Below are 20,672 nucleotides of genomic sequence, written 5' to 3'. Positions count from 1 at the left end.
AAGATATTTTAATTTAAATTAACGAGACTTGATTTAACAACCATACGTTCGTGTCAAGTAGAAAATTTGGTTTTAACCTCTTGAAATTCATCCATAAGTTTAAATTAAAAAAATCATTGCGAAGTATTCTTAAACGATATTAGAATAGTAAATGCGGTTTCAAGTGTATTTCAATAAAGAAAATTATTTGATTGAAATACGAATTCAAATTTTTTTCATTTTGAATTGCTGAATTATCAATACGCAAATCTATTATCAAAATGTCAATAGTAATAATTAATCACTATATATTGTTATATTTCTTCTTTGAAGGTACTATATATAGTGTTATTTCAAATGTGTGGAGTGAATATTAATGGATACTATTAATAAGATTATTTTATCAGATGACTTTATTGCCGAAGTCAAAAAAACAATTAAACCCCACTGGGGTGAACTAGGTTGGGTTACTTATAAGCGTACATATGCTCGCTGGATACCTGAGCTGGGTCGGACTGAAAATTGGTCCGAAACCGTTAAACGTGTGGTCGAAGGAAATATCAATCTTGATCCTCGTTTAAAGGATGCTAATTTAACTGATAAACAATATGCCGGTTTAGTTAAAGAAGCTCAAGATTTATATAAATTGGTCTATGGTTTAGCTGCCACTCCTTCAGGGAGAAACCTTTGGATCTCTGGAACCGAATATCAACATCGTAATGGCGATGCCTTGAATAATTGCTGGTTTGTTGCCATCAGACCACAAAAATATGGTGATAGTCACATTGTTCCTGATTATCTTCAAAAGAATCAATTGGCTGTTTCTATGCCATTCTCATTCATGTTTGATCAATTGATGAAGGGTGGCGGCGTTGGTTTCTCTGTTGTGCCTGAAAATATGAAACTAATGCCTGTCGTAGATCAAAGGGTTGATTTAACTATTTTGATCGGTAAGGAAAGTGCTTCATATGCAGACTCAATTGAAGCTGGTGCGGTTGATCGTGATGAATGGTTAGCTGAAAATAGTTTAGAAGGAACTCGTAATTATAAATTACCTGATACTCGTGAAGGTTGGGTCATCGGGAACGCCAATATGATTGATGCTCATTTTAACGATACTAATGATGGATTAAGCGACGTTGTTCTAGATATTACTGATATCCGTGCTAAGGGAGCCAAAATCAAGGGTTTTGGTGGAACTGCTTCTGGTCCTGTACCTTTGATCGAAATGTTCTTTGACATTAATGGTGTCTTGAATGATGCGGTTGGTCGTAAATTGACCTCTGTTGATTGTACTGATATGGGAAATCTAATTGGTAAAACCGTTGTAGCCGGTAATGTTCGTCGTTCAGCTGAGCTTGCTTTAGGTGGATCAACGGATGATGATTTCATTACTATGAAACAAGACCAAGCAAAACTTTACCATCACCGTTGGGCTTCTAATAATAGTGTGGCTGTTGATTCAGAATTTAAACGTTATGAACCAATTGCTGACTCTATAACTCATAATGGTGAACCTGGGATTGTTAATTTGGAATTGTCACGTAATTATGGTCGTGCAATTGATGGTTACCAACCTGGTATTGATGATGGAGTCGAAGGAACAAATCCTTGTGGCGAGATCTCTCTAAGCAATGGTGAACCATGTAACTTATTCGAAGTCTTTCCATTGATCGCGACTGAGCAAGGTTGGAGTTTGGAAGAGGCATTTGCTCTGGCCGCTCGTTATACAAAGCGTGTAACTTTCAGTAATTATGATTGGGAAGTTTCTCGAGATGTTATTCAAAAGAATCGCCGTATAGGTGTTTCTATGTCTGGTATTCAAGATTGGATTTTAACTACCTTTGGTAATCGTGTTGTGACTGGTTTTGAGCCTACCACAGATCCCGAAACGGGTGATACTGATCAAAAACCTATTTACGATCAACGCGTTGTGAAGAAATTTGATGATTTGTATCAAACAGTTGTCAAAGCAGATCAGGAGTACTCAAAGGATCTAGGATGCAAGGCATCGATCAAACATACAACAGTTAAACCATCAGGTACTGTTGCTAAATTGGCTGGTGTTTCTGAGGGTATGCATTTCCATTATGCAGGTTACTTAATTCAAAGAATCAGATTCCAAGATTCAGATCCACTATTGCCAGCATTAAAAGCATGCGGATATAAGATCGAACCAGATGTTTACACTAAACATACAATGTGTGTAGAATTCCCAGTTAAGGCTGCCAACGCTGATGATCCTAATTTTGCTTCAGCAGGTTCAGTTTCAATTGCTGAACAATTTGCCACACAAGCATTTTTACAAACATATTGGTCAGATAATGCAGTTAGTTGTACCATCACATTCCAACCAGATGAAGCAGATCAAATTGCTCCATTGATGTATCAATATAGGCATGTAACAAAATCAACATCCCTATTGCCTTACAGTGGTGCAGATTTCAAGCAAGCTCCAAAAGAGCCAATTGATAAAAAAGTCTATCAAAAACGTGAATCAGAAGTTAACGAAAATGTTGCAGCTGTTTTTGCTCAACAAAATGATAATCACGATAAGAAGGATATTGAACTAGTCGATCAATCAGATTGTGCCGGTGGGGCTTGTCCTATTAGATAAGAATAGGAAATATATTCTTTGAATAGCAGAATACGTTCTAGTAACTATTTCAAATAGTTACTAGAACGTATTTTTTGTGGAATGAATTTTTAAAGTCTTTTTGCTTTACTTTTTACGTTTACGAATGTAAACTATATTTATAAAAGATTACATATGTAAACTAGAAGGGAGAAATAACATGGCTGAAGTTGAAACAATGAGCAAGGCTGAATGGCAAGTAATGAGAATAATTTGGACTTTAGGTCAAGCAACTAGTAAGCAAGTTATCGAAATTCTAGAAAAAAAGACAGATTGGAAAGCTCCAACTATCAAAACTTTGATCATACGTTTACAAAAGAAAAATTTTCTTAAAGCCGATATAGGGACAAGACCTTATGTATACCACCCTTTAGTTGCAGAAGATGATGCAATCCATCAGAATGTAAATGACCTCTTCGATAGTCTTTGTTGTATGAGGAAGGGAATGGCAATTAATGATCTAATTGAAAGTTCTGAAATTTCTCAAACCGATATAACTAAGCTGATCGAAACCTTAACTAAAAAAGCACGGACAGCTCCAGAAATGGTTGAATGTAACTGTTTGGAGGCTGATTTGAAATGAAAGATGGTGAGAATATGAAAGATATGGATATGAAACATTCAGATATGAAGATGGATCACTCAAATATGTCCGGTGGGCACGATATGATGATGCATGGTGGTCATATGATGGATATGGGAGATCTTAGACAAAAATTTTGGATTTCGTTAGTTTTGGCAATTCCAATTTTTATACTGTCGCCATTTATGGGCATGAAGCTACCATTTCAATTTCAGTTTCCAGGTTCAGATTGGCTAGTATTAGTTTTGGCATCAGGACTATATTTTTACGGTGGTAAGCCATTTCTTACTGGTGCTCGTGGTGAATTAGCTGAAAAGAAACCAGCAATGATGACTTTGATCACAATGGGTATTAGCGTAGCCTATATTTATAGTTTGTACGCTTTTGTTATGAATGATTTATTACATTCCCAAAATCATATTATGGATTTCTTTTGGGAATTGGCATCCTTAATTGTGATTATGTTATTAGGTCACTGGATTGAAATGAAATCAACAATGAGTGCCGGTAATGCTTTACAAAAGATTGCTTCACTAGTTCCTAATCAAGTTCATATGGTACATGATGACAAAACAATGGATCATGATATTTCAATGGTAAAAGCCGGTGATATTGTCGAGATTCGTGCTGGTGAATCTATTCCTTTGGATGGACACGTTATTAGTGGTGAAAGTTATGTTAATGAATCTTTGATTACCGGTGAACCTAAGGCTGTCAAAAAGAATCTAGATAGTAAAGTTGTTGGTGGTTCAATCAATGGAGAAGGTACAATTAGAGTCAAAGTTGATAAGACTGCTGGAGAAGGTTATCTATCTCAAATCAGTAAGTTAGTTTCAGATGCACAAAACAATCGTTCTAAGACACAAATGTTAGCTGATAGGGTTTCAGGATGGTTATTCTATGCTGCCTTAAGTGTTGGGATCGTTGCATTTATTTACTGGTTGATCTTTGGTAATTTGAATACGGCTTTGAACATATTAGTTACAGTCTTAGTAATTGCCTGTCCACATGCTTTAGGATTAGCTATTCCTCTAGTAATGTCACGAAGCACCTCAATCGCTGCTACTAATGGGTTGATTATTCGTGATAATCAAGCAATGGAAAATAGTCGCAAAATTGATTATGTAGCTATGGATAAAACTGGTACTTTGACTGAAGGTAAGTTTACAGTTAATGGTTTGCAGAGTTTGGACTCAAGCATCGATAATGAAAAATTATTAGCTATTATTGCCGGAATTGAAAGTGGTTCAAGCCATCCTATCGCAAGTAGTATTGTTCAATATGCTAAAGATCAAAATGTTGAATCAGTTACCTTAGATGATATTCAGGCCATCAAGGGTTATGGTATGAGTGGAACTTTCGATGGAAATAAGTACTATTTAATAAATATGAAGTATCTTAACGAAAATAAGATTGCACTTGATAAAGAAAGGGTTCAAAGCTATCTTGATCAAGGTAATACGATTAGTTACTTGGTTCTTGAACAAAAAGTTCTAGGATTCGTTGCTTTGGGTGATCGAATCAAAGAGAACACAGTTCAGTTCATTAAGGACCTAAAGGCTAGAAATATCACTCCGATTATGCTGACTGGTGATAATAAAGAATCAGCTGCTATTATGGCCAAACAAATGGGTATTGATGAATTTAGAGCTGAATTATTGCCAGAGGACAAACATCAGGTTATTGAACAACTTGAAGCAAGTGGTCATCATGTTTTAATGGTTGGTGATGGAATCAATGATGCACCAAGTTTGGCTGCAGCAACGATTGGCGTAGCAATTGGAGCTGGAACTGATGTAGCAATTGATTCTGCTGATGTTGTTTTGTATAATTCTGATCCTAGCGACATCATCAAATTCTTGAAATTGTCACATAATACTTATCGCAAGACGGTTGAGAATCTCTGGTGGGGAGCAGGATATAACATTATTGCTATCCCATTAGCCGCTGGTGTTCTAGCCGGAGTTGGATTTATTTTGAGCCCTGCAATTGGAGCGGTAGTTATGTCACTATCCACAGTGGTAGTTGCATTGAATGCATTGACCTTAAGAATGTAGAAGATTGGGACAAAACATGTTCAGTGTTCAAGCGTTAAGACTAAATAATTCCTAGTAATCGAATTTTGATTACTAGGAATTATTTGTTTCACGTCGTAGATTACAAGTTTATATTATTCTGGAGTATGGTTAAACTTTCATTCTTTTGTGTCAGAAAAAATATTCATGATGAATTTAAAGTTCGAATAAATTCTTATTATTTTAGTTAAACTTATAAAAAATATTCCTAGAACTCTTTGATAATATATATTATTGGAATTGTTTATTAATGATAATTGACTTAAATCTTACTATATAAAGCCTTATTAGTAGGTGAGGATTCTTATCAGAGCAATCTATTGTGGCTTTTTCTTACTCCCTTTTCTACAAAGGTGACATGATATATATCTACAAAAGTAACTAATTATATATTAAGTATCAATTAATCAATTTACAGAATATTTTTTATGTGTTTTTTAATCGTGAAAGGGCTAACTATTGAAAAAAATTGTATAACAGAATAGACTGTACATGAAAATAAGGTGGTGACGTAGATGGCAGTTATTTCTTTATATCTGGACGGTCAAGATGAGAAGCTGATAAAAAACTATGCTAAGTCGAAGAATGTCAGCGTATCAGCTTTTCTGCGCTCGATAGCTGTCGAAAAGATAGAAGACGATATTGATGATGAGCTTTATGAGAAATCAGTACGTGAGCGTAAAGTTAATCATGATGTTTCGTTAGCAGATTTAAAAAAAGAGATGGAAAACTATTGTTAAGTAAACGTGATGATGATAAAGAGTAAAATCCCCGTAAGGCGCAATGGACTTACGGGGATTTTATTATTTATAATAAGGCAGATCCAAAAAGGTAATTATTGTTTCTGTACCTTGATTAGGCTTAGATTTAATTTGGATAGAGTGTCCTAATTTATCGGCCATTTTTTTAACTAAATAAAGACCCATACCAGTTGATTTACTGCCAGATTTACGGCCGTTAGTACCAGTGAATCCCTTGTTGAAAACACGACTAATATCTTGGTCAACGATTCCAATACCGTTATCCTTAATATGTAGTTCAATATTATTATCATGTGTTGTAGTAAAAATATTGATTTTGCCGTTTTGATCAGTGTATTTTAAACTATTAGAAATTATTTGATTGATAATAAAACTCAACCATTTTTCATCTGTTAAAACTTTCTTGTCGGTAACATCAAAACTAATACCGATTCTTTTGCTAATAAATAACCGTTTATTAGCGCGAATACAGGCTTTTACGATATCGTTTAAGTCCTGTTCTTGAATCAAATAATCATTTGAGAAATTATTCAGCCGAGCAAAATAGAGTGCTTGATCAACTAAATAGTCAATTTGGTCCAGTTCCTCTGCAATTAAATTTTTATCTAGTTCTTCATCTTGAGATAATTTTAAGGCTGAAAGAGGGACTTTGATGTCATGAACCCAAGACTCCGTGTACTCTCTTTGATCTTTTTGATTTTGATAGAGGTTGGTTAGTTCATTCCGATATTCTAACGAAATATTATTGATCTTGTTTTGAATAAATTTTTGCTCATTATTTTGAGCTCCAAATAGTTCCTTAGAAAGATCTTCCTGGTAACTTTCTAGTTGAGAATACCAATTTTTTTTGTGATTGTACGATATAGCCAGATTGGTTATTAAGAAAATCATTGCAAGTATCCATGTATAAATCAAAGTACCCATGTGGAAATGGACACGAGGATCTAAATATAAAACTAATTCAACAAAAGTCATCCCAATTAAAACTATTAGGATGGAATAGATATGATCGCGTAAGTATTTAAGAAATGTCATATTTTACCTCATTAAGGAATAATATATCCTTGACCGACTTTGGTAACAATGTAATTTTTGAGACCATATTTTTCGATTTTTCCACGGAGACGATTGATGTTAACTGTCAGTGTATTATCATCTACGAATCGTTCGTCGTCCCACATAAAATTAAGAAGTTGCTCACGAGTGACAATCTTACCTTGGTCTTTCAAAAGCCTTTGTAAGAGCTTATATTCATTTTTAGAAAGATCAATTTTGTTGTCGGCAATTTCAACAGTACCGCTTGAAAGATTTAATTTAAGACCATTGTGTTCTATGACGTCACTGGCATTCTTAGTGAAATCATAGGTACGTCTTAAAAGGGCATTGATCTTAGCAATCAAGATATCAACTGAGAAGGGCTTTTCAACGAAATCATCGGCGCCCATATTCATTGACATGATTTGATCTACATTAGAATTACGAGATGAAATAATAATAATTGGCGTTTTGGAAATCTTACGAATTTCTTGATTCCAATAGTAACCATCATAGACAGGTAAGTTTATATCTAATAGAACCAAGTCAGGTTGATAGTCGTTAAATTGTTCAATAACGTTATTGAAATCCTTAGTAATGTAAGAATCCATTTGCCATTTCTTGAGATTTTCACTGATTAATGTTGAGATAGAAGGATCATCTTCAATAATCATAATTTTAGCCATGATAATATTTCCTCCGTGCTAGAATAAAGACACTATATAGTATGATAACAATAATTAATTAATTATGGAGAATTAACTGTGCAAATTGCTGTAAAGAATATTTCAAAAGATTTTGGAAAAAAACGTTCTGCGGTTCATGCTATTAAAGATATCAGCCTAGAAGTAGAACATGGTGAATTTTTGGGTATCATGGGTCCATCAGGTGCTGGGAAGACTACTTTATTAAATATGATCTCCACTAATGAACGTCCTGATCATGGTCAGATCATTATTGATGGATTGGATCTGACACAGTTACATGATCGTGAACAGGCCAAGTATCGACGTAATAAAATGGGATTTATCTATCAAAGCTTTGAATTGTTGGATTCATTGAATGTTAAAGAAAATGTTATTTTACCATTAGCATTAAACCGTTCGAACAAAAAATTAATTGAAGAACGATTTGATTATATGATGAATCTTTTAAATATTGAAGGATTATCACACCGTGCGGTTGATGAACTATCTTTAGGACAACGCCAAATTGTAGCTGCCGCAAGAGCTTTGATCAACCGTCCGGAAATATTATTTGCGGATGAACCGACTGGGAGTCTTGATTCTAAGTCAGCAACTATCTTGTTGAATTATATGCAAATGATCAACCAAAAAGAAAAAACAACCATCTTAATGGCTACCCATGATTCTTTTACAGCTAGTTATTGCAGTAGAGTCGTATTTATTAAGGATGGGGTAGTGTTCTCAGAGGTAATCAACCCGGGTAACCGAGACAAATTTTTTGAACAGATAATTAACATGCAACGAACAATTGGAGGAGGGGATTACTTCAATGTATCGAAAAATTATTAGACGTAGTTTATCCAATATGCGCGATAGTTATTTAATCTATATTTTAGCTTGTAGCTTTGCCATTGGTATCTTTGGAATACTTGAATCAATGGGCGATAATCCTTCATTACACTTTGCTTTACATATGTGGGATTCTTTTATCTCTGACGTAACCTCAATTATGAGTGGTTTGTTTGCTTTTTGTGCCTTTGTTTATATGATCTATGTCGGTGGATTTTTTATTAAACAACAACGTAATGAGTTCTTGACCTTTGAAAAATTAGGTATGCAGCGCTGGGTAATTGTAATGATTAGTTTTTTACAAACGATAATCGTTCAGGCCTTGGCTTGGTTAATAGGAATGGTATTGATGCTCATTTTCCAAAAATTTATGGGGATGCTGCTTTTTTATTTGATGAGAGTTAGATTTAATTTTGAAATGCATGTTAGTTTGACTAATTTATGGTTTTTGATTCAGGTATTTCTTGTTTCAACCTTGATTTTGAGTATTGTCAATGCGATTAAAACAATTCGAATTCTCCAAAAGAAAAAACGTCGAATTATTATCAAAACTCGTTGGTGGTTAAGGATTCCCGCGGGAATATTTGGATTTGTTTTATTATTAAGTGCTCAATTTTGTACGGCAATGTTATTTAAAGATATAAGAATGCTTGGCTATTCTTCTAAGCCATTAACTGAAGTTTTTTATATTATGACGGCTGATATATTTGGAACGTATTTAGTTTACTTTGGATTCTTACCATTCGTTCTTAATATTTTGGAAAGAGTTCACTCTTTGTCGTATTCAGGTGTAAATATTTTTTCTTTCAAATATATGAAAGATCGGTTATTTCAAAATATTTCTATTTTATGGTTTGTTACCGAATTATCAGCACTGGCATTAGCTTTGTTGACATTTTGCTATTTTGGATATCAAGCGGTTCATCAAAATTATAATAATGCCTACCCGTTTGAGTTAGCTGCTAATAAAGATACTGTTCGAGTAATTAAAGATGAACTGAAAAAGACAGATTCTAAGGTAAAGGGTACTTATAAGACACCAGTTAAGATTAATTTGGTTTCTTATTATAGTAAAAATACACAATCATATATTCGTCAACCAATGACTTTCATGTCTTATTCTGATTATATGTCGCTACCTAAACGAATGCATAAAGGAAATGCCAAGATCAATTCACATCAATATTTGAAAATTGATTATAGTTCGTCAACATTTAGATATGATAGTGAACCAGATGAACATAATATTCAGGTTAAGAATTCGCCAATGATTCAAACGGCTAGAACTGGTAGTTCATTTCCTTATGGTAGTTCAATGCATTTTGGTCCAATGATGATTGTACCTGATAAGTACTATACTAAAATGCCCGCTGAGGTAGAAGATACTTTTTATGGATGGGATTTCAAAAAAGGAGATCGTCTTAGTCGAGGACAATTAAAGAGGTTAAATAGCTATCGTGATGCGTACTTTATGAAGGTCGATTTTAAGTCTTCGTTATCGAAGTCCAGTATTGAGGTTATGAAAAAAGAACCCCACAAGTATGAGGATACCTATACTCAAGCGGGGTTCTTACGTCAAGGAAGTATCAAAAAGCGTTTTAAACAAGGTGGGGGTTTTTATCTCTTTATTGTGGCACTATTCAGCGTTGCTTTATTAGTTGCACTTGGTAGTGTATTAACTTTGAGAGTACTTCTAAGAGATGATTATCAGTCTAGACAATTGCGAACACTTCAAAAGATTGGTGTCGAAGAAAGCGAAATAAAGGGAATCATTCGTCGAGAAAATACCTTAACCTTTGTGATACCAATAATATTTGCATTAGTCCAATCTTACGCGGCCATTGCCATGTTTGATGTTGGACGTCATATTTCCAAGAATATTATTTTAATCTATGGGGGCTATGTAATCCTATATGGTTTATTTGGAATTATCAGCTATCAAGTTTCCTGGCGAAGTGTAAAACAGAAATTTAGTCTATAACTGAATATGCTTTGGAGAAGAAACCAAAGTCTTCCTCAGTGGAGCCTTGAATTTGTTTTTGAATTTCATCTTGTAACATTCTTTGCCAAGCCTTGATTTGACCGGGTTCGGTAAATGTTCTAATAATTAAATATTCTCGTGGGCTTTCTCTTTTTTGGAGAACCGCAGTTGATGTAGAATTAAAGGAGTATGGATGGGTACTGAATAATTTATCTTCAAATAATTTTGCTTGATCGGCATTTAATTTTAAATAAGTTAAAGAATATAAATTATTATTTTTGTCATAAGTCCCTGTTATACTGCGATATTGAGCAAATGTTGATAAACTTTTTATTAAAAGATGATCGGCGTTTGCATGAAATAAGGGTTTTAATAAAGTATCAGCAGAAGTTAGCTGATCTTTTAAAAAATTATATGTGCCTAGCTTTAATGTTATGTTCATAATTATTGAAATCCTTTCAACTTAAATTTTTTTGGAGGTTTTCTATGTTAGTTACAGTTTTAGGTTTTTATGGTGGATATCCTCATAATGGAATCGGTACATCCGGTTACTTATTAGAGGATAACGGCAAGAAAATGTTGATTGATTGTGGTAGCGGTGTTTTAAATGCTCTATCAAAATATATGAAACCAACAGATTTGGATGCAGTTATATTATCTCACTATCACCATGATCATACAGCAGATATTGGTGTATTGCAGTATGAATGGCTCGCTGCTAAAAAAGAAAATCCACTACCTATTTATGGTCATACGCAAGATTTTGTCAACTTTGCACAACTTACAGTTGATAATGCCTCGAAAGGGATTGCCTATAATGATTATGAATCAACTGAAATTGGTAGTTTGAAATTTGAATTTTTAAGAACCATTCATCCTGTTCCAGCTTATGCCATGCGTATAACTAATAAGGAAGGTAAGGTGTTAGTTTATACGGCTGATACTACTTACTTTGATGGACTAGTTGATTTTGCTAAAGATGCAGATTTGTTGATTGCTGATACCAATTTTCCAGAGGATGTTACTGGACATAAGGCACATCTTAATACCAAGGAAGCTGGAACTTTAGCAAAAGATAGCAATGTTAAACGTTTGATGATTAGCCATTTACCACAGACTGTTGATTTAGAAACCATGTTAAGTCAATCACAAAAATATGCAGGAGATATTCCGGTAGTTCATGCTTTTGAAGGATTGGAAATCGAAGTGTAATTACATCGAAAGATACATAAAGTATAACTAATGGGATTGATAAAATATTAGTTATGTAATTTGTGAAAGAAATATATAAATGGCTATTTATTGGGTACGTGTTTTCACAATATAATTATTTTAGAACAAATATTCGTAACTTTTTTTAAAAAAAGTATAGATTTTATAATTAATCTAAGTTACAATATTATTGTGTTTAAAGAGTTTGATACTACACAGGAAAGGAGAGATTATATATGGTAACCATTTATACATCTCCAAGTTGCACATCATGTCGTAAGGCTAAAGCATGGCTTGAACAACATGACATTCCTTACAAAGAAAGAAACATTTACTCAGAACCTTTAAATAAGCAAGAAATCAAACAAGTACTTCAAATGACTGAGAACGGAACGGAGGAAATTATTTCCACTCGTTCAAAGGCATTCCAAAACCTTAAGGTTAATCTTGACGACTTAACTGTTGATCAATTATTAGACCTTGTTCAAACAAACCCTGGTCTTTTGAAGCGTCCTATTATTATGGATGACAAACGTCTTCAAGTTGGATTCAATGAAGATGAAATCAGAAGATTCTTGCCTAGAAGTGTTAGAACTATGGAACTTCAAAAGGCTCAATTAATGGCTGGACTTTAAAATTAACCAATCATCTCTCCTAGTGAGGGATGATTTTTTTGTCTATAGATTAAAGTGATTTTTTTTGACTATGTTTTCTACTTTTAGTATATTATTCGAATGACTAGCAATATCGGGTTATGATAGTTGAAATAGTTTTTGAGACTGTTAGAATGTAGATACAGAATTGAGGTGACTATGATGGAAATGGATCGACTTAATGAGAATACAATCAGAGTCATTCTTAGTACAGATGATTTACAAGAACGAGGGGTTACTGTTCTAGATTTGCTGGGTAATAAAAAGCAAATTGAATCGTTCTTCTATAGTATTTTGGATGAGGTTGATAAGGATCACGTCTTTACAAATAATGAGCCCGTTACTTTTCAAATAATGCCAAACAAAGAAGGTTTGGAATTGTTGATCAGTAAGAGCGATGATTCTGATGGTACTGGTTCATTGCCATTTAATGGGCTACAAAATTCAGTCGAAAATAATAATGATGATAGTGATATTGATGATAACAAGGTTGGAACTGAAGAATATGATAGCGATACAGCTCCATATTTGAATGATCCAGATACACCTACTAAGACTATTATTGTTGAATTTAAAGACTTTGAAGATTATGTCCAATTGGCTAACTTATTACATCTAGAGAGTGGTATCTCTAATCTTTGGGAATATGAAAATAAATATTATTTGCAGCTTATTTTGTTCACTGATGAAATGCATGAAATGACTTATAGTGATGTTTTAGCATTGCTTAGTGAGTATAGTTTTAAGACAAAGGTTACAGCGGCTGTCTTATCAGAATATGGTAAGCAAGTTATGAACAAAACAGCTTTGGAATTGACTAGATATTATTTTGGTAAATAAAAAATTATAGGCCTAATAATCATATTTTGATTATTAGGCCTGTTTTTTTTGATTAATTTTTAAGAAGTATCATAGAAATTTTTTACGTATTTTTGTTTAGAGGTGATGAAAATGTATGCAGCTTTGGACAAAAATGGAACGTTGATTTATGCTAAAACAGCTCTGATGAACCAGAATTATTATTGTTGTCATTGCGATAAGAAAGTTAAACTGATTTTGACAGAAACTAGAAAATACTTTCGTCATATCAACAAAGTGGATAATGACATCAATGAGCGAACGGTTCATGTGGAAGGTAAGAACATTCTTCATAAGGCTTTTGTTTCGATGGGGTATGGGGTTGTTGATGAATTTTATTTACCTAAAGCTAAACAAAGACCAGATTTATTGATCAATCAAAAGTTAGCCATCGAATACCAATGTGCCAAATTGAATGTTCATATTTTAGAACAGAGGGTAAATGGGTATCAACAAATGGGGATGTCTAGCATCTGGATACTTGGTGGAACCTATTTGGCCCCAAAGGTAAGCCGTGAGCATCTAAAATTTCTTAATTATGATAATGAATTAGGTTTTTATTTATTGATGTTAGATTCTTCAACAAAATTACTAACTATTTTTCATCATATTAGATTTGTTGGACCATTTAGTAAGATTTATTCTCAAAAAATAGTTCTATCTGAAGATAATATGAATCAAGTTTTTGAATTTCATCCACCAACAACAAGGCTGTTAGCACAATCAATGAATGAAAAATTACTTAAACAATTACGCCAAAAAAATGATTTGATTTCGCAAAGAATAAAGTTGGAATTTTATGAAAAAAATAAAATAACAGTGGAATCATTTTTGGCGGATAAAAGTTTTTTGCCACAAGAGCCGATTTATCAGCACCGTGCTTGGCAGATTGCCTGTGGAGCAAATAAAGATTATTTAAATCAACCATTATTGAAACGATTAAAATAAGTCGTATTTTTGAACCACAAAAAAACCCTCACGAAAGTGAAGGCTTTTTTGTTATCTTCTAAATTTATCTAAACTAATCACTGAACAGTTATTCAAAGATTTGCTTGACTGAGGTAATTCTCGTTCCAAGAGGGTATTAATAGTTTGATTAATACTTTCTGGAGAATTTATATCACCAAAGTTATTGATCATAACACCTGGTTTTTCCTCGTCATCACAATCGAAAACAACAGCTGTGGGAGCTTTTTGAATATGCATTTCCATTGATAATTGTTGATCACGCTTCAATCCTTGAGTGACGCAAAGACTTTCTTTGTCAGTCATAATAGATTTGTAATCAAGCCCACTATTGTTAATTGCGCTTTTGATAGTGGTATCATCAAAGGGATTGTTAAGAACGTTAACCTGTTCTTGTAGATTCATTAAAAAGTTACGTGCTTTTTTATTCCCTTGGCAAGTAGCAGCCTTATAAAGTTTTGCTGCTTCGACGACTTCTTGAGATGCATTAGTACGTTTCTCGATATCATTAATTTTGAAACCTTTAAGTTGCATATAATCGTTAAGTGTTGCCATGTTATAGTTCGTTACGAAATGATACTGTGTATCAATATCATGTTTTCTAGTGAAATCAATTATTGATTGTTCCACTGTTAAACAATACGAACATAAGGGATTAATATATAAGAATATTTCCCACATTATGTTTTCCCTCCATCTCTCTATTGCATAGTCATTCTACCAACATTTGTTAAAAAGGTAAAATTATAAACTCACAAACATAATATTCAGAATTGAGTGAATCTTGTTCGAATATACGATATATTTAATTAAGTAAAGAGAGGTTATTATGTCAGAAATTAAATGGAACGAATTTTTGATACCATATTCACAGGCGGTTGATGAGTTAAAAATAAAATTTAGAAACTTGCGTAAGGAATTTTTAGAAAAAAATGAACATTCGCCAATTGAATTTGTGACCGGGCGTGTCAAGACGGTTGATAGCATCAGAGAAAAAATGCACCGCCGTTTTATTTCAACAGATCTTTTGGAACAGGACATGCAGGATATTGCTGGTATTAGGATTCAATGTCAATTTGTGGAAGATATTTATGATGTTGCAAAATTGCTGCATATCAGAGAAGATATGCGAGTAATTGAGGAACGCGATTATATTGCTAACAGTAAACCAAGTGGGTATCGTTCATACCATGTTGTTATTGAATATCCTATTCAAACATCTACTGGTCAAAAGAATATTTTGGCTGAGGTTCAAATTAGAACTTTGGCAATGAATTTTTGGTCAACAATTGAACATTCGCTTAACTACAAGTATAAGGGCGATTTTCCGGAGGAAATCAATGAGCGACTTAAGCGTGCTGCTGAGGCTTCTTTTATGTTAGATGAGGAAATGTCTAAGATTCGAGAAGAGATTCAGGATGCACAACAATATTTCACCGATCGAAAAAGAGATTTAAATAACCCTACGGAGCATAATAAATAATGAAATTATGGATTAATAATAATAGTAAAGAAAAATCAGTTGCGGCGGCTAATAAGTTGCGTGGAAAATTGCTTGATGCAGGACTGATTTTAGATCGACGTGACCCCCAATTAGTTATTAGTGTTGGTGGTGATGGTACCCTTTTGAGTACTTTTCATGCTTATGCGGCTCATTTGGACAGAGTGAAATTTTTGGCTCTACATACCGGTCATTTGGGATTCTATTCTGATTGGACTGATACGGAGATCGATGAATTAGCGGATAGAATCATCGAATGTCAGGATAATATACCTTCAACGAGTTATCCATTATTAGATGTGATGGTTGAGAATAAAGAGGGATCAGTTTTTCATGGAATTGCTATTAATGAAACAGTGGTTCGTCGTTTATCATCATTAACAATGAAGACTAGGGTTGATTTGGATAAAGAATTTTTTGAAAGTTTTCGTGGAGATGGTCTGTGTTTTTCAACACCTACGGGTTCAACGGCTTATTCCAAGTCGGTTGGTGGTGCCTTAATTCATCCCAAAATAAGTGTTTTTCAAATGATTGAAATTGCTTCGATCAATAATCGAGTTTATCGAACAATTTCCTCACCAATCATTATTCCTCACAATCAACAAGTTGATCTTTATCCACAGACGGCCGACGATTATGTAATCAGCTGTGATGGAATTACAACTAAGCTAAAAAATGTTCGTAAGATAACAATTAAGCTTAATTATCAACGAGCTCAGTTTGCTCAGTATAGACATCGTCATTTCTGGACTAGAGTAGAAACAGCTTTCTTAGGTCAAGATGAACAAAAATAACCGTATTCTTAAGTTCACAATTGGGGAAAATGATAAAAAAATAATTCGTAAGTTTTTAGTCCAGCACAAGTTTTCCTCTAGTCAATTGCATAATATGAAAAACAAGGGTGGACTGATATACGTTAATCATAAACAACGTCATTTTAATTTTAAGATGAAAATCGGTGACCAAATGTTAATTATTTTGAATACCGAAGAGCCATCGGATTTGATTGAACCAATGAAGGGGAAAATTGATGTTGTTTATGAGGATAGTTATTTATTAGTCGTGAACAAACCACCAGGGATTGCTAGTTTACCTGCCAAGGCTAAAGATAGTCAGACTATGGCCAATTTGGTCAAAGCATATTTGATTGAGAAAAATGAGAATAGTTCTATTCATTTAGTGACCCGTTTAGATCGGAATACATCAGGATTAATGGTTTTTGCGAAGACATCATATGCGCATTCATTGTTAGATCAGATTTTGCATACTGAGGATTTTCAAAAATATTATTTAGCAATGGTTTACGGTCAGATTGATCCAAAAGAAGGGTTAATTGATTTGCCAATAGGAATTGATCCGATAGCTTTTTATATGCGAAATATTGACCATGATAATGGTAAACCTTCAAAGACTATTTATGAGACGCTTGAAACTTATCCTAATGCCAGTCTATTGAAATTGAAGCTATTGACTGGAAGAACCCATCAGATAAGAGTACACGTCAATGCTATTGGACATCCGATTATTGGCGATGATATGTATAGTGGGAAAGTCGATACTAGAATGAATCGTCAAGCGTTACACTGTTATCAATTGAATATTGTTCATCCTGTTACTAAAGAACTATTGAAATTGCAGGCACCATTACCTGAAGATATGGTAATGTTAATGGGTGTGTTAAGGGGTGAGAAGAATGGATGAAAACGAAAAGAGACTTCAAGATAAATTTACGCAATTAAAAAAATATCTTGATGATGGCGATAAAAAGAGGTTTAGAAAGACATACTTAGACATGCACTTCTATGATCAAAGTACCTTTTATCTCACACTAAATAAGCCCGAGCGAATGACGCTTTATTCAATTCTGGAGCCAGATGAAATGGGTGACATGTTCGATACGATTGAAGATGATAATCCTGTAATTCCAGAGCTATTAAAAGAAATGGATTTGGAATATGCTTCAAAGATGTTGAATGATATGTATGATGATAATGCGGCTGATGTTTTGGAACATTTAGAAAAAGTTGATGTTGATAGGTTCTTAGAACAGATGCCTAAAAATGATGCTAATAATTTGCGGGGATTATTACATTACGACACCGAAACTGCTGGTGGTATCATGACGACGGATTATGTCGAATTTCATGAGGAAGAGACTGCTGCTGAAGCAATTAGAGCTCTGAAGAAATTTGCCGAAACCGCCGAAACAATTTATTACTTGTATATTTTGGATCATCATGATGATTTAGTTGGAGTCATGTCATTGCGTGATTTGATTCTGCTTGATGATAATGACAAATTAAGCGAGAAAATGAATAGTGATATTATTACAGTTAATGTTGATGCGGAACAGGCTGAGGTTGCTCAAGTCTTTAGGGATTATGAATTTCTAGCTGTTCCAGTTGTTGATCATGCTAATCGTATGGTTGGTATCGTTACGGTTGATGATGTTATTGAGGTTATTGATGATGAGGCTCAACAAGATTACTCTGGTTTGGCCGGTGTTAGTATGGACGAAACTAATAATGATGGTCCATTTAAGGCAGCTTCAAAACGTCTGCCTTGGCTGATTACATTGTTATTGTTGAGTATGATTACAGCTACATTGATTAACCACTTTGAAGGGTTACTTGCGGAAGCTAGTATTTTAGCAGTCTTTATTTCTACTATTACTGGTACGGCTGGTAATGCGGGTACACAAAGTTTGGCCGTTGCTGTTAGAAGATTGGCTGTGGAAGAAATCAATCGTCATGAATTTTTGAAATTAATTGGTAAAGAACTTATTACAGGATTTGTTACGGGATTAGTAACTGGTGTATCGGTGTTTTTACTAGTTGGTATTTGGAAACATAATTTTGTTTTAGGGATGGTGATTGGATTAGCAATGTGTGCAGCTATTACCGTTGCTAATTTGGCTGGTAGTTTGATTCCAATGTTGATGTCTAGTTTTGGTTTTGATCCAGCTGTTGCCAGTGGTCCATTTATTTCTACGTTAAGTGATTTAACCAGTGTTTTGATTTATTTCAGTATTGCTGGGATGTTTATGCAATATTTCGTTAAAGCTTGATTAAGGGTGTAAGTAGTCTCTGCCTTCCACAAAAATTAAAATGACTTTAGTTTTTCAAAATAAAAAGTCTGTATTGATTAATCAATCGTGTTTGTAATAGAACACCATTGATATCAATACAGACTTTTTTTTATTATTTAAAATAGAACTATTTACATTTATTGCAATGTATAAAAATAGAATCTATCTAACACTTACCCCTAATGAAACATAAACAAAGTAGATCAGATTAGTGAAACGTATTTTGCAATCGAAGTACTTTAGTTATTAACTCCATCAATAATTTTAGTACCATGCAATTCTTTAACATCAAGTTTCTCAGCAATTTCATCAACATTTTTGAAGTTAACTCCACCACCAGGCAAAATGGTAATACGACCATCCGCATAGTCAATATATTTCTTAATATTACCAAGGGTTTGATCAATAGGTGTTGTTAAAGGACCGCCATGGGTAAGGATTCTATCGACGTCATGATCAATTAACCAATCAATTGCATCTTTTTTATTATCTTCTGCCAAGGCGTCAAATGCCATATGAAATACAATCTGCATACCAGCCGAAGCAGCAATTAATTGTTCCATGGCATCTTCATCCAGATTGCCATCATTTGTTAGTGCGCCAAATGCTACTGCATCTACGCCAAATTTTTGAGCTTGAAAGAGGTCAGCCTCCATCATTTTGATTTCCAAATCATTATAAACAAAGTTTCCGCCACGGGGACGAATCATTTCGACCACAGGAACAGACTTTTCTTGAAGATATTTAGTGGCTTCTTGAAGAACACCTAGACTTGGTGTAGTACCACCGACTGCCAAGTTATCATTCAATTCGATTCGATTTGCACCCTTTAAAACGGCAGTAGGGATTTTTGTGAAATTTTCTACAGCTACTTCTTTAAAAATCATGATTAGCCTCTCTTCGTTTGATGTAATTACATTCTAACAATATTTATAAAAAAAAGAACGTCCGTAGACGTTCTTTTATAGAATAGTTTTTAAACCAAAGTAAGCAATAACGATGATTGCCAAAATAATTCTGTACCAACCAAAGGCCTTGAAGTCATTGCGCTTAATGTAATCAAGTAAGAACTTAATTGAAGCATAGGCAACGATAAATGAAACAAAGGTACCAATTAGAAGAATTACTATTTGATCTCCAGTAAAAGTATTTCCATGCATAAAATATTTGGCGATTTTCAAAAGACTAGCGCCAAACATAGTTGGAATAGCTAGGAAAAATGAAAACTCAGTTGCAACGAATCTTGATGTACCAACGGTCATACCACCTAAGATGGTAGCACCTGAACGTGATGTACCAGGGACTAATGAAAGTACTTGGAATAACCCGATTTCAAATGCCGTCTTATATGATAAATGATCTAGGTCAGCAGTCTGAGGACGTTTGTCCTTGAGCCAATTTTCAACAACGATGAAAAGAATACCGTAAATCAATAGAGTGGCAGAAATAACTTGCCAGCTTGTTAAATGTTTATCCATCCAATCATTTAAAGGTAAACCAATGACAACGGAAGGAATAATAGCTAGAATTACCTTAAACCAAATACTCCAAGTTTGATTTTTCTCACGATGATTCTTTTTAGGAGAGAATGGATTCAATTTGTGGAAATAGATTAGGATAACCGCTAAAATTGCCCCGAATTGAATAACTACCATAAACATATTAATAAATGCTGTTGGTTCGTTTAATTTAACGAATTCATCGGCTAAATACAAATGTCCAGTTGAACTGATAGGTAGAAATTCTGTAAAACCTTCGATGATACCAAGGATGATGGTTTTAATAATTTCAATGAACATAATTAATAATT

Annotated in this window: 20 protein-coding genes; 14 read left to right on the top strand and 6 right to left on the bottom strand. The window is 34.0% G+C overall.

Annotation, left to right across the window (positions count from 1 at the left end; all coding sequences use genetic code 11):
- The first annotated feature begins 355 nt into the window (after window positions 1-355).
- The 4 genes from nrdJ (at window position 356) to relB (ending at window position 6,012) form a co-directional block, all read left to right on the top strand.
- Complete coding sequence (nrdJ, locus tag CBP76_RS02110; RefSeq protein ID WP_102195279.1) at window positions 356-2,596, top strand: ribonucleoside-triphosphate reductase, adenosylcobalamin-dependent; 2,241 nt, start codon at window positions 356-358, stop codon at window positions 2,594-2,596.
- 178 nt (window positions 2,597-2,774) lie between these two features.
- A complete protein-coding gene (locus CBP76_RS02105; RefSeq protein ID WP_102195278.1) occupies window positions 2,775-3,197 on the top strand; it encodes a CopY/TcrY family copper transport repressor in 423 nt (140 codons plus the stop codon).
- Window positions 3,194-5,254: a heavy metal translocating P-type ATPase gene (locus CBP76_RS02100; protein WP_102195277.1), complete on the top strand. Its 2,061-nt coding sequence runs from the start codon at window positions 3,194-3,196 to the stop codon at window positions 5,252-5,254. Before CBP76_RS02105 ends, CBP76_RS02100 begins: the two co-directional genes overlap by 4 nt.
- Before the next feature lie 533 nt (window positions 5,255-5,787).
- On the top strand, window positions 5,788-6,012 hold the full coding sequence (relB, locus tag CBP76_RS02095; protein ID WP_102195276.1) for a type II toxin-antitoxin system RelB family antitoxin: 225 nt from the start codon (window positions 5,788-5,790) through the stop codon (window positions 6,010-6,012).
- 63 nt (window positions 6,013-6,075) lie between these two features.
- On the opposite strand, the gene CBP76_RS02090 is transcribed toward relB, so the two are convergent.
- Both CBP76_RS02090 and CBP76_RS02085 read right to left on the bottom strand, forming a co-directional pair.
- The gene (locus tag CBP76_RS02090) at window positions 6,076-7,068 is read right to left on the bottom strand and encodes a sensor histidine kinase (protein ID WP_102195275.1); all 993 of its coding nucleotides are present in this window, start codon (window positions 7,066-7,068) and stop codon (window positions 6,076-6,078) included.
- An 11-nt stretch (window positions 7,069-7,079) separates the two neighbouring features.
- The gene (locus CBP76_RS02085; protein ID WP_102195274.1) at window positions 7,080-7,754 is read right to left on the bottom strand and encodes a response regulator transcription factor; all 675 of its coding nucleotides are present in this window, start codon (window positions 7,752-7,754) and stop codon (window positions 7,080-7,082) included.
- Between the two features lie 78 nt (window positions 7,755-7,832).
- Here CBP76_RS02085 and CBP76_RS02080 point away from each other — a divergent pair, with 78 nt between their 5' ends.
- Together CBP76_RS02080 and CBP76_RS02075 are read left to right on the top strand one after the other, a co-directional pair.
- Entirely contained in the window at window positions 7,833-8,603 is a 771-nt protein-coding gene (locus CBP76_RS02080) for an ABC transporter ATP-binding protein (protein ID WP_102195273.1), read from the top strand.
- Window positions 8,584-10,584, top strand: coding sequence for an ABC transporter permease (locus CBP76_RS02075; protein WP_102195272.1), 2,001 nt, complete (start codon window positions 8,584-8,586; stop codon window positions 10,582-10,584). Before CBP76_RS02080 ends, CBP76_RS02075 begins: the two co-directional genes overlap by 20 nt.
- Here the strand turns inward: CBP76_RS02075 and CBP76_RS02070 are convergent.
- Window positions 10,574-11,026 carry a hypothetical protein gene (locus tag CBP76_RS02070; protein WP_102195271.1) on the bottom strand — a complete coding sequence of 151 codons (453 nt, stop codon included), beginning with the start codon at window positions 11,024-11,026 and terminating at the stop codon, window positions 10,574-10,576. The two genes, CBP76_RS02075 and CBP76_RS02070, sit on opposite strands and share 11 nt — an antisense overlap.
- Before the next feature lie 44 nt (window positions 11,027-11,070).
- Here CBP76_RS02070 and CBP76_RS02065 point away from each other — a divergent pair, with 44 nt between their 5' ends.
- The 4 genes from CBP76_RS02065 to CBP76_RS02050 all read left to right on the top strand — a co-directional run bounded on the left by CBP76_RS02065 (window position 11,071) and on the right by CBP76_RS02050 (window position 14,255).
- Window positions 11,071-11,796, top strand: coding sequence for an MBL fold metallo-hydrolase (locus CBP76_RS02065; RefSeq protein WP_102195270.1), 726 nt, complete (start codon window positions 11,071-11,073; stop codon window positions 11,794-11,796).
- 236 nt (window positions 11,797-12,032) lie between these two features.
- Window positions 12,033-12,431 (top strand): transcriptional regulator SpxA, encoded by a 399-nt coding sequence (gene spxA, locus CBP76_RS02060; RefSeq protein WP_102195269.1) that lies wholly within the window; start codon window positions 12,033-12,035, stop codon window positions 12,429-12,431.
- Between the two features lie 180 nt (window positions 12,432-12,611).
- The gene (locus tag CBP76_RS02055) at window positions 12,612-13,289 is read left to right on the top strand and encodes an adaptor protein MecA (protein WP_102195268.1); all 678 of its coding nucleotides are present in this window, start codon (window positions 12,612-12,614) and stop codon (window positions 13,287-13,289) included.
- 111 nt (window positions 13,290-13,400) lie between these two features.
- Window positions 13,401-14,255 carry a competence protein CoiA gene (locus tag CBP76_RS02050; protein ID WP_166667147.1) on the top strand — a complete coding sequence of 285 codons (855 nt, stop codon included), beginning with the start codon at window positions 13,401-13,403 and terminating at the stop codon, window positions 14,253-14,255.
- Window positions 14,256-14,306: 51 nt separating this feature from the next.
- Here CBP76_RS02050 and CBP76_RS02045 read toward each other — a convergent pair whose 3' ends face one another.
- The gene (locus tag CBP76_RS02045) at window positions 14,307-14,954 is read right to left on the bottom strand and encodes a DsbA family protein (RefSeq protein WP_102195266.1); all 648 of its coding nucleotides are present in this window, start codon (window positions 14,952-14,954) and stop codon (window positions 14,307-14,309) included.
- 148 nt (window positions 14,955-15,102) lie between these two features.
- Between CBP76_RS02045 and yjbM the strand changes: the two genes are divergently transcribed.
- Genes yjbM through mgtE form a run of 4 tightly spaced genes read left to right on the top strand, consistent with a single transcriptional unit; the run spans window position 15,103 to window position 18,841 of the window.
- On the top strand, window positions 15,103-15,756 hold the full coding sequence (gene yjbM, locus CBP76_RS02040) for a GTP diphosphokinase (protein ID WP_102195265.1): 654 nt from the start codon (window positions 15,103-15,105) through the stop codon (window positions 15,754-15,756).
- The gene (locus CBP76_RS02035) at window positions 15,756-16,568 is read left to right on the top strand and encodes an NAD kinase (RefSeq protein WP_102195264.1); all 813 of its coding nucleotides are present in this window, start codon (window positions 15,756-15,758) and stop codon (window positions 16,566-16,568) included. Before yjbM ends, CBP76_RS02035 begins: the two co-directional genes overlap by 1 nt.
- Complete coding sequence (locus CBP76_RS02030; RefSeq protein ID WP_102195263.1) at window positions 16,555-17,475, top strand: RluA family pseudouridine synthase; 921 nt, start codon at window positions 16,555-16,557, stop codon at window positions 17,473-17,475. The genes CBP76_RS02035 and CBP76_RS02030 overlap by 14 nt, the downstream gene beginning before the upstream one ends.
- Complete coding sequence (gene mgtE, locus CBP76_RS02025; protein WP_102195262.1) at window positions 17,468-18,841, top strand: magnesium transporter; 1,374 nt, start codon at window positions 17,468-17,470, stop codon at window positions 18,839-18,841. Before CBP76_RS02030 ends, mgtE begins: the two co-directional genes overlap by 8 nt.
- 260 nt (window positions 18,842-19,101) lie before the next feature.
- Here mgtE and CBP76_RS02020 read toward each other — a convergent pair whose 3' ends face one another.
- Together CBP76_RS02020 and CBP76_RS02015 are read right to left on the bottom strand one after the other, a co-directional pair.
- Window positions 19,102-19,746, bottom strand: a complete 645-nt coding sequence (locus CBP76_RS02020) for a copper homeostasis protein CutC (RefSeq protein WP_166667152.1) — start codon at window positions 19,744-19,746, stop codon at window positions 19,102-19,104.
- A 78-nt stretch (window positions 19,747-19,824) separates the two neighbouring features.
- Window positions 19,825-20,661: an undecaprenyl-diphosphate phosphatase gene (locus tag CBP76_RS02015; RefSeq protein ID WP_102195260.1), complete on the bottom strand. Its 837-nt coding sequence runs from the start codon at window positions 20,659-20,661 to the stop codon at window positions 19,825-19,827.
- Window positions 20,662-20,672 lie beyond the last annotated feature (11 nt).

The organism is Companilactobacillus nuruki (assembly GCF_002872255.1).
Taxonomy (GTDB): Bacteria; Bacillota; Bacilli; order Lactobacillales; family Lactobacillaceae; genus Companilactobacillus; species Companilactobacillus nuruki.
The sequence above is the reverse complement of the archived record's forward strand: the minus strand, read 5'-3'. Positions and strand labels throughout refer to the sequence as shown.

Excerpts from the sequence above, each read along its gene's own strand:
- CBP76_RS02050 (WP_166667147.1), top strand. The coding sequence starts at position 13,401 with ATGTATGCAGCTTTGGACAAAAATGGAACGTTGATTTATGCTAAAACA.
- CBP76_RS02030 (WP_102195263.1), top strand. The coding sequence starts at position 16,555 with ATGAACAAAAATAACCGTATTCTTAAGTTCACAATTGGGGAAAATGAT.
- nrdJ (WP_102195279.1), top strand. The coding sequence starts at position 356 with ATGGATACTATTAATAAGATTATTTTATCAGATGACTTTATTGCCGAA.
- CBP76_RS02105 (WP_102195278.1), top strand. The coding sequence starts at position 2,775 with ATGGCTGAAGTTGAAACAATGAGCAAGGCTGAATGGCAAGTAATGAGA.
- yjbM (WP_102195265.1), top strand. The coding sequence starts at position 15,103 with ATGTCAGAAATTAAATGGAACGAATTTTTGATACCATATTCACAGGCG.
- relB (WP_102195276.1), top strand. The coding sequence starts at position 5,788 with ATGGCAGTTATTTCTTTATATCTGGACGGTCAAGATGAGAAGCTGATA.
- CBP76_RS02090 (WP_102195275.1), bottom strand. The coding sequence starts at position 7,068 with ATGACATTTCTTAAATACTTACGCGATCATATCTATTCCATCCTAATA.
- CBP76_RS02100 (WP_102195277.1), top strand. The coding sequence starts at position 3,194 with ATGAAAGATGGTGAGAATATGAAAGATATGGATATGAAACATTCAGAT.
- CBP76_RS02075 (WP_102195272.1), top strand. The coding sequence starts at position 8,584 with ATGTATCGAAAAATTATTAGACGTAGTTTATCCAATATGCGCGATAGT.
- CBP76_RS02045 (WP_102195266.1), bottom strand. The coding sequence starts at position 14,954 with ATGTGGGAAATATTCTTATATATTAATCCCTTATGTTCGTATTGTTTA.
- spxA (WP_102195269.1), top strand. The coding sequence starts at position 12,033 with ATGGTAACCATTTATACATCTCCAAGTTGCACATCATGTCGTAAGGCT.
- CBP76_RS02015 (WP_102195260.1), bottom strand. The coding sequence starts at position 20,661 with ATGTTCATTGAAATTATTAAAACCATCATCCTTGGTATCATCGAAGGT.
- CBP76_RS02055 (WP_102195268.1), top strand. The coding sequence starts at position 12,612 with ATGGAAATGGATCGACTTAATGAGAATACAATCAGAGTCATTCTTAGT.
- CBP76_RS02065 (WP_102195270.1), top strand. The coding sequence starts at position 11,071 with ATGTTAGTTACAGTTTTAGGTTTTTATGGTGGATATCCTCATAATGGA.
- mgtE (WP_102195262.1), top strand. The coding sequence starts at position 17,468 with ATGGATGAAAACGAAAAGAGACTTCAAGATAAATTTACGCAATTAAAA.
- CBP76_RS02035 (WP_102195264.1), top strand. The coding sequence starts at position 15,756 with ATGAAATTATGGATTAATAATAATAGTAAAGAAAAATCAGTTGCGGCG.
- CBP76_RS02070 (WP_102195271.1), bottom strand. The coding sequence starts at position 11,026 with ATGAACATAACATTAAAGCTAGGCACATATAATTTTTTAAAAGATCAG.
- CBP76_RS02085 (WP_102195274.1), bottom strand. The coding sequence starts at position 7,754 with ATGGCTAAAATTATGATTATTGAAGATGATCCTTCTATCTCAACATTA.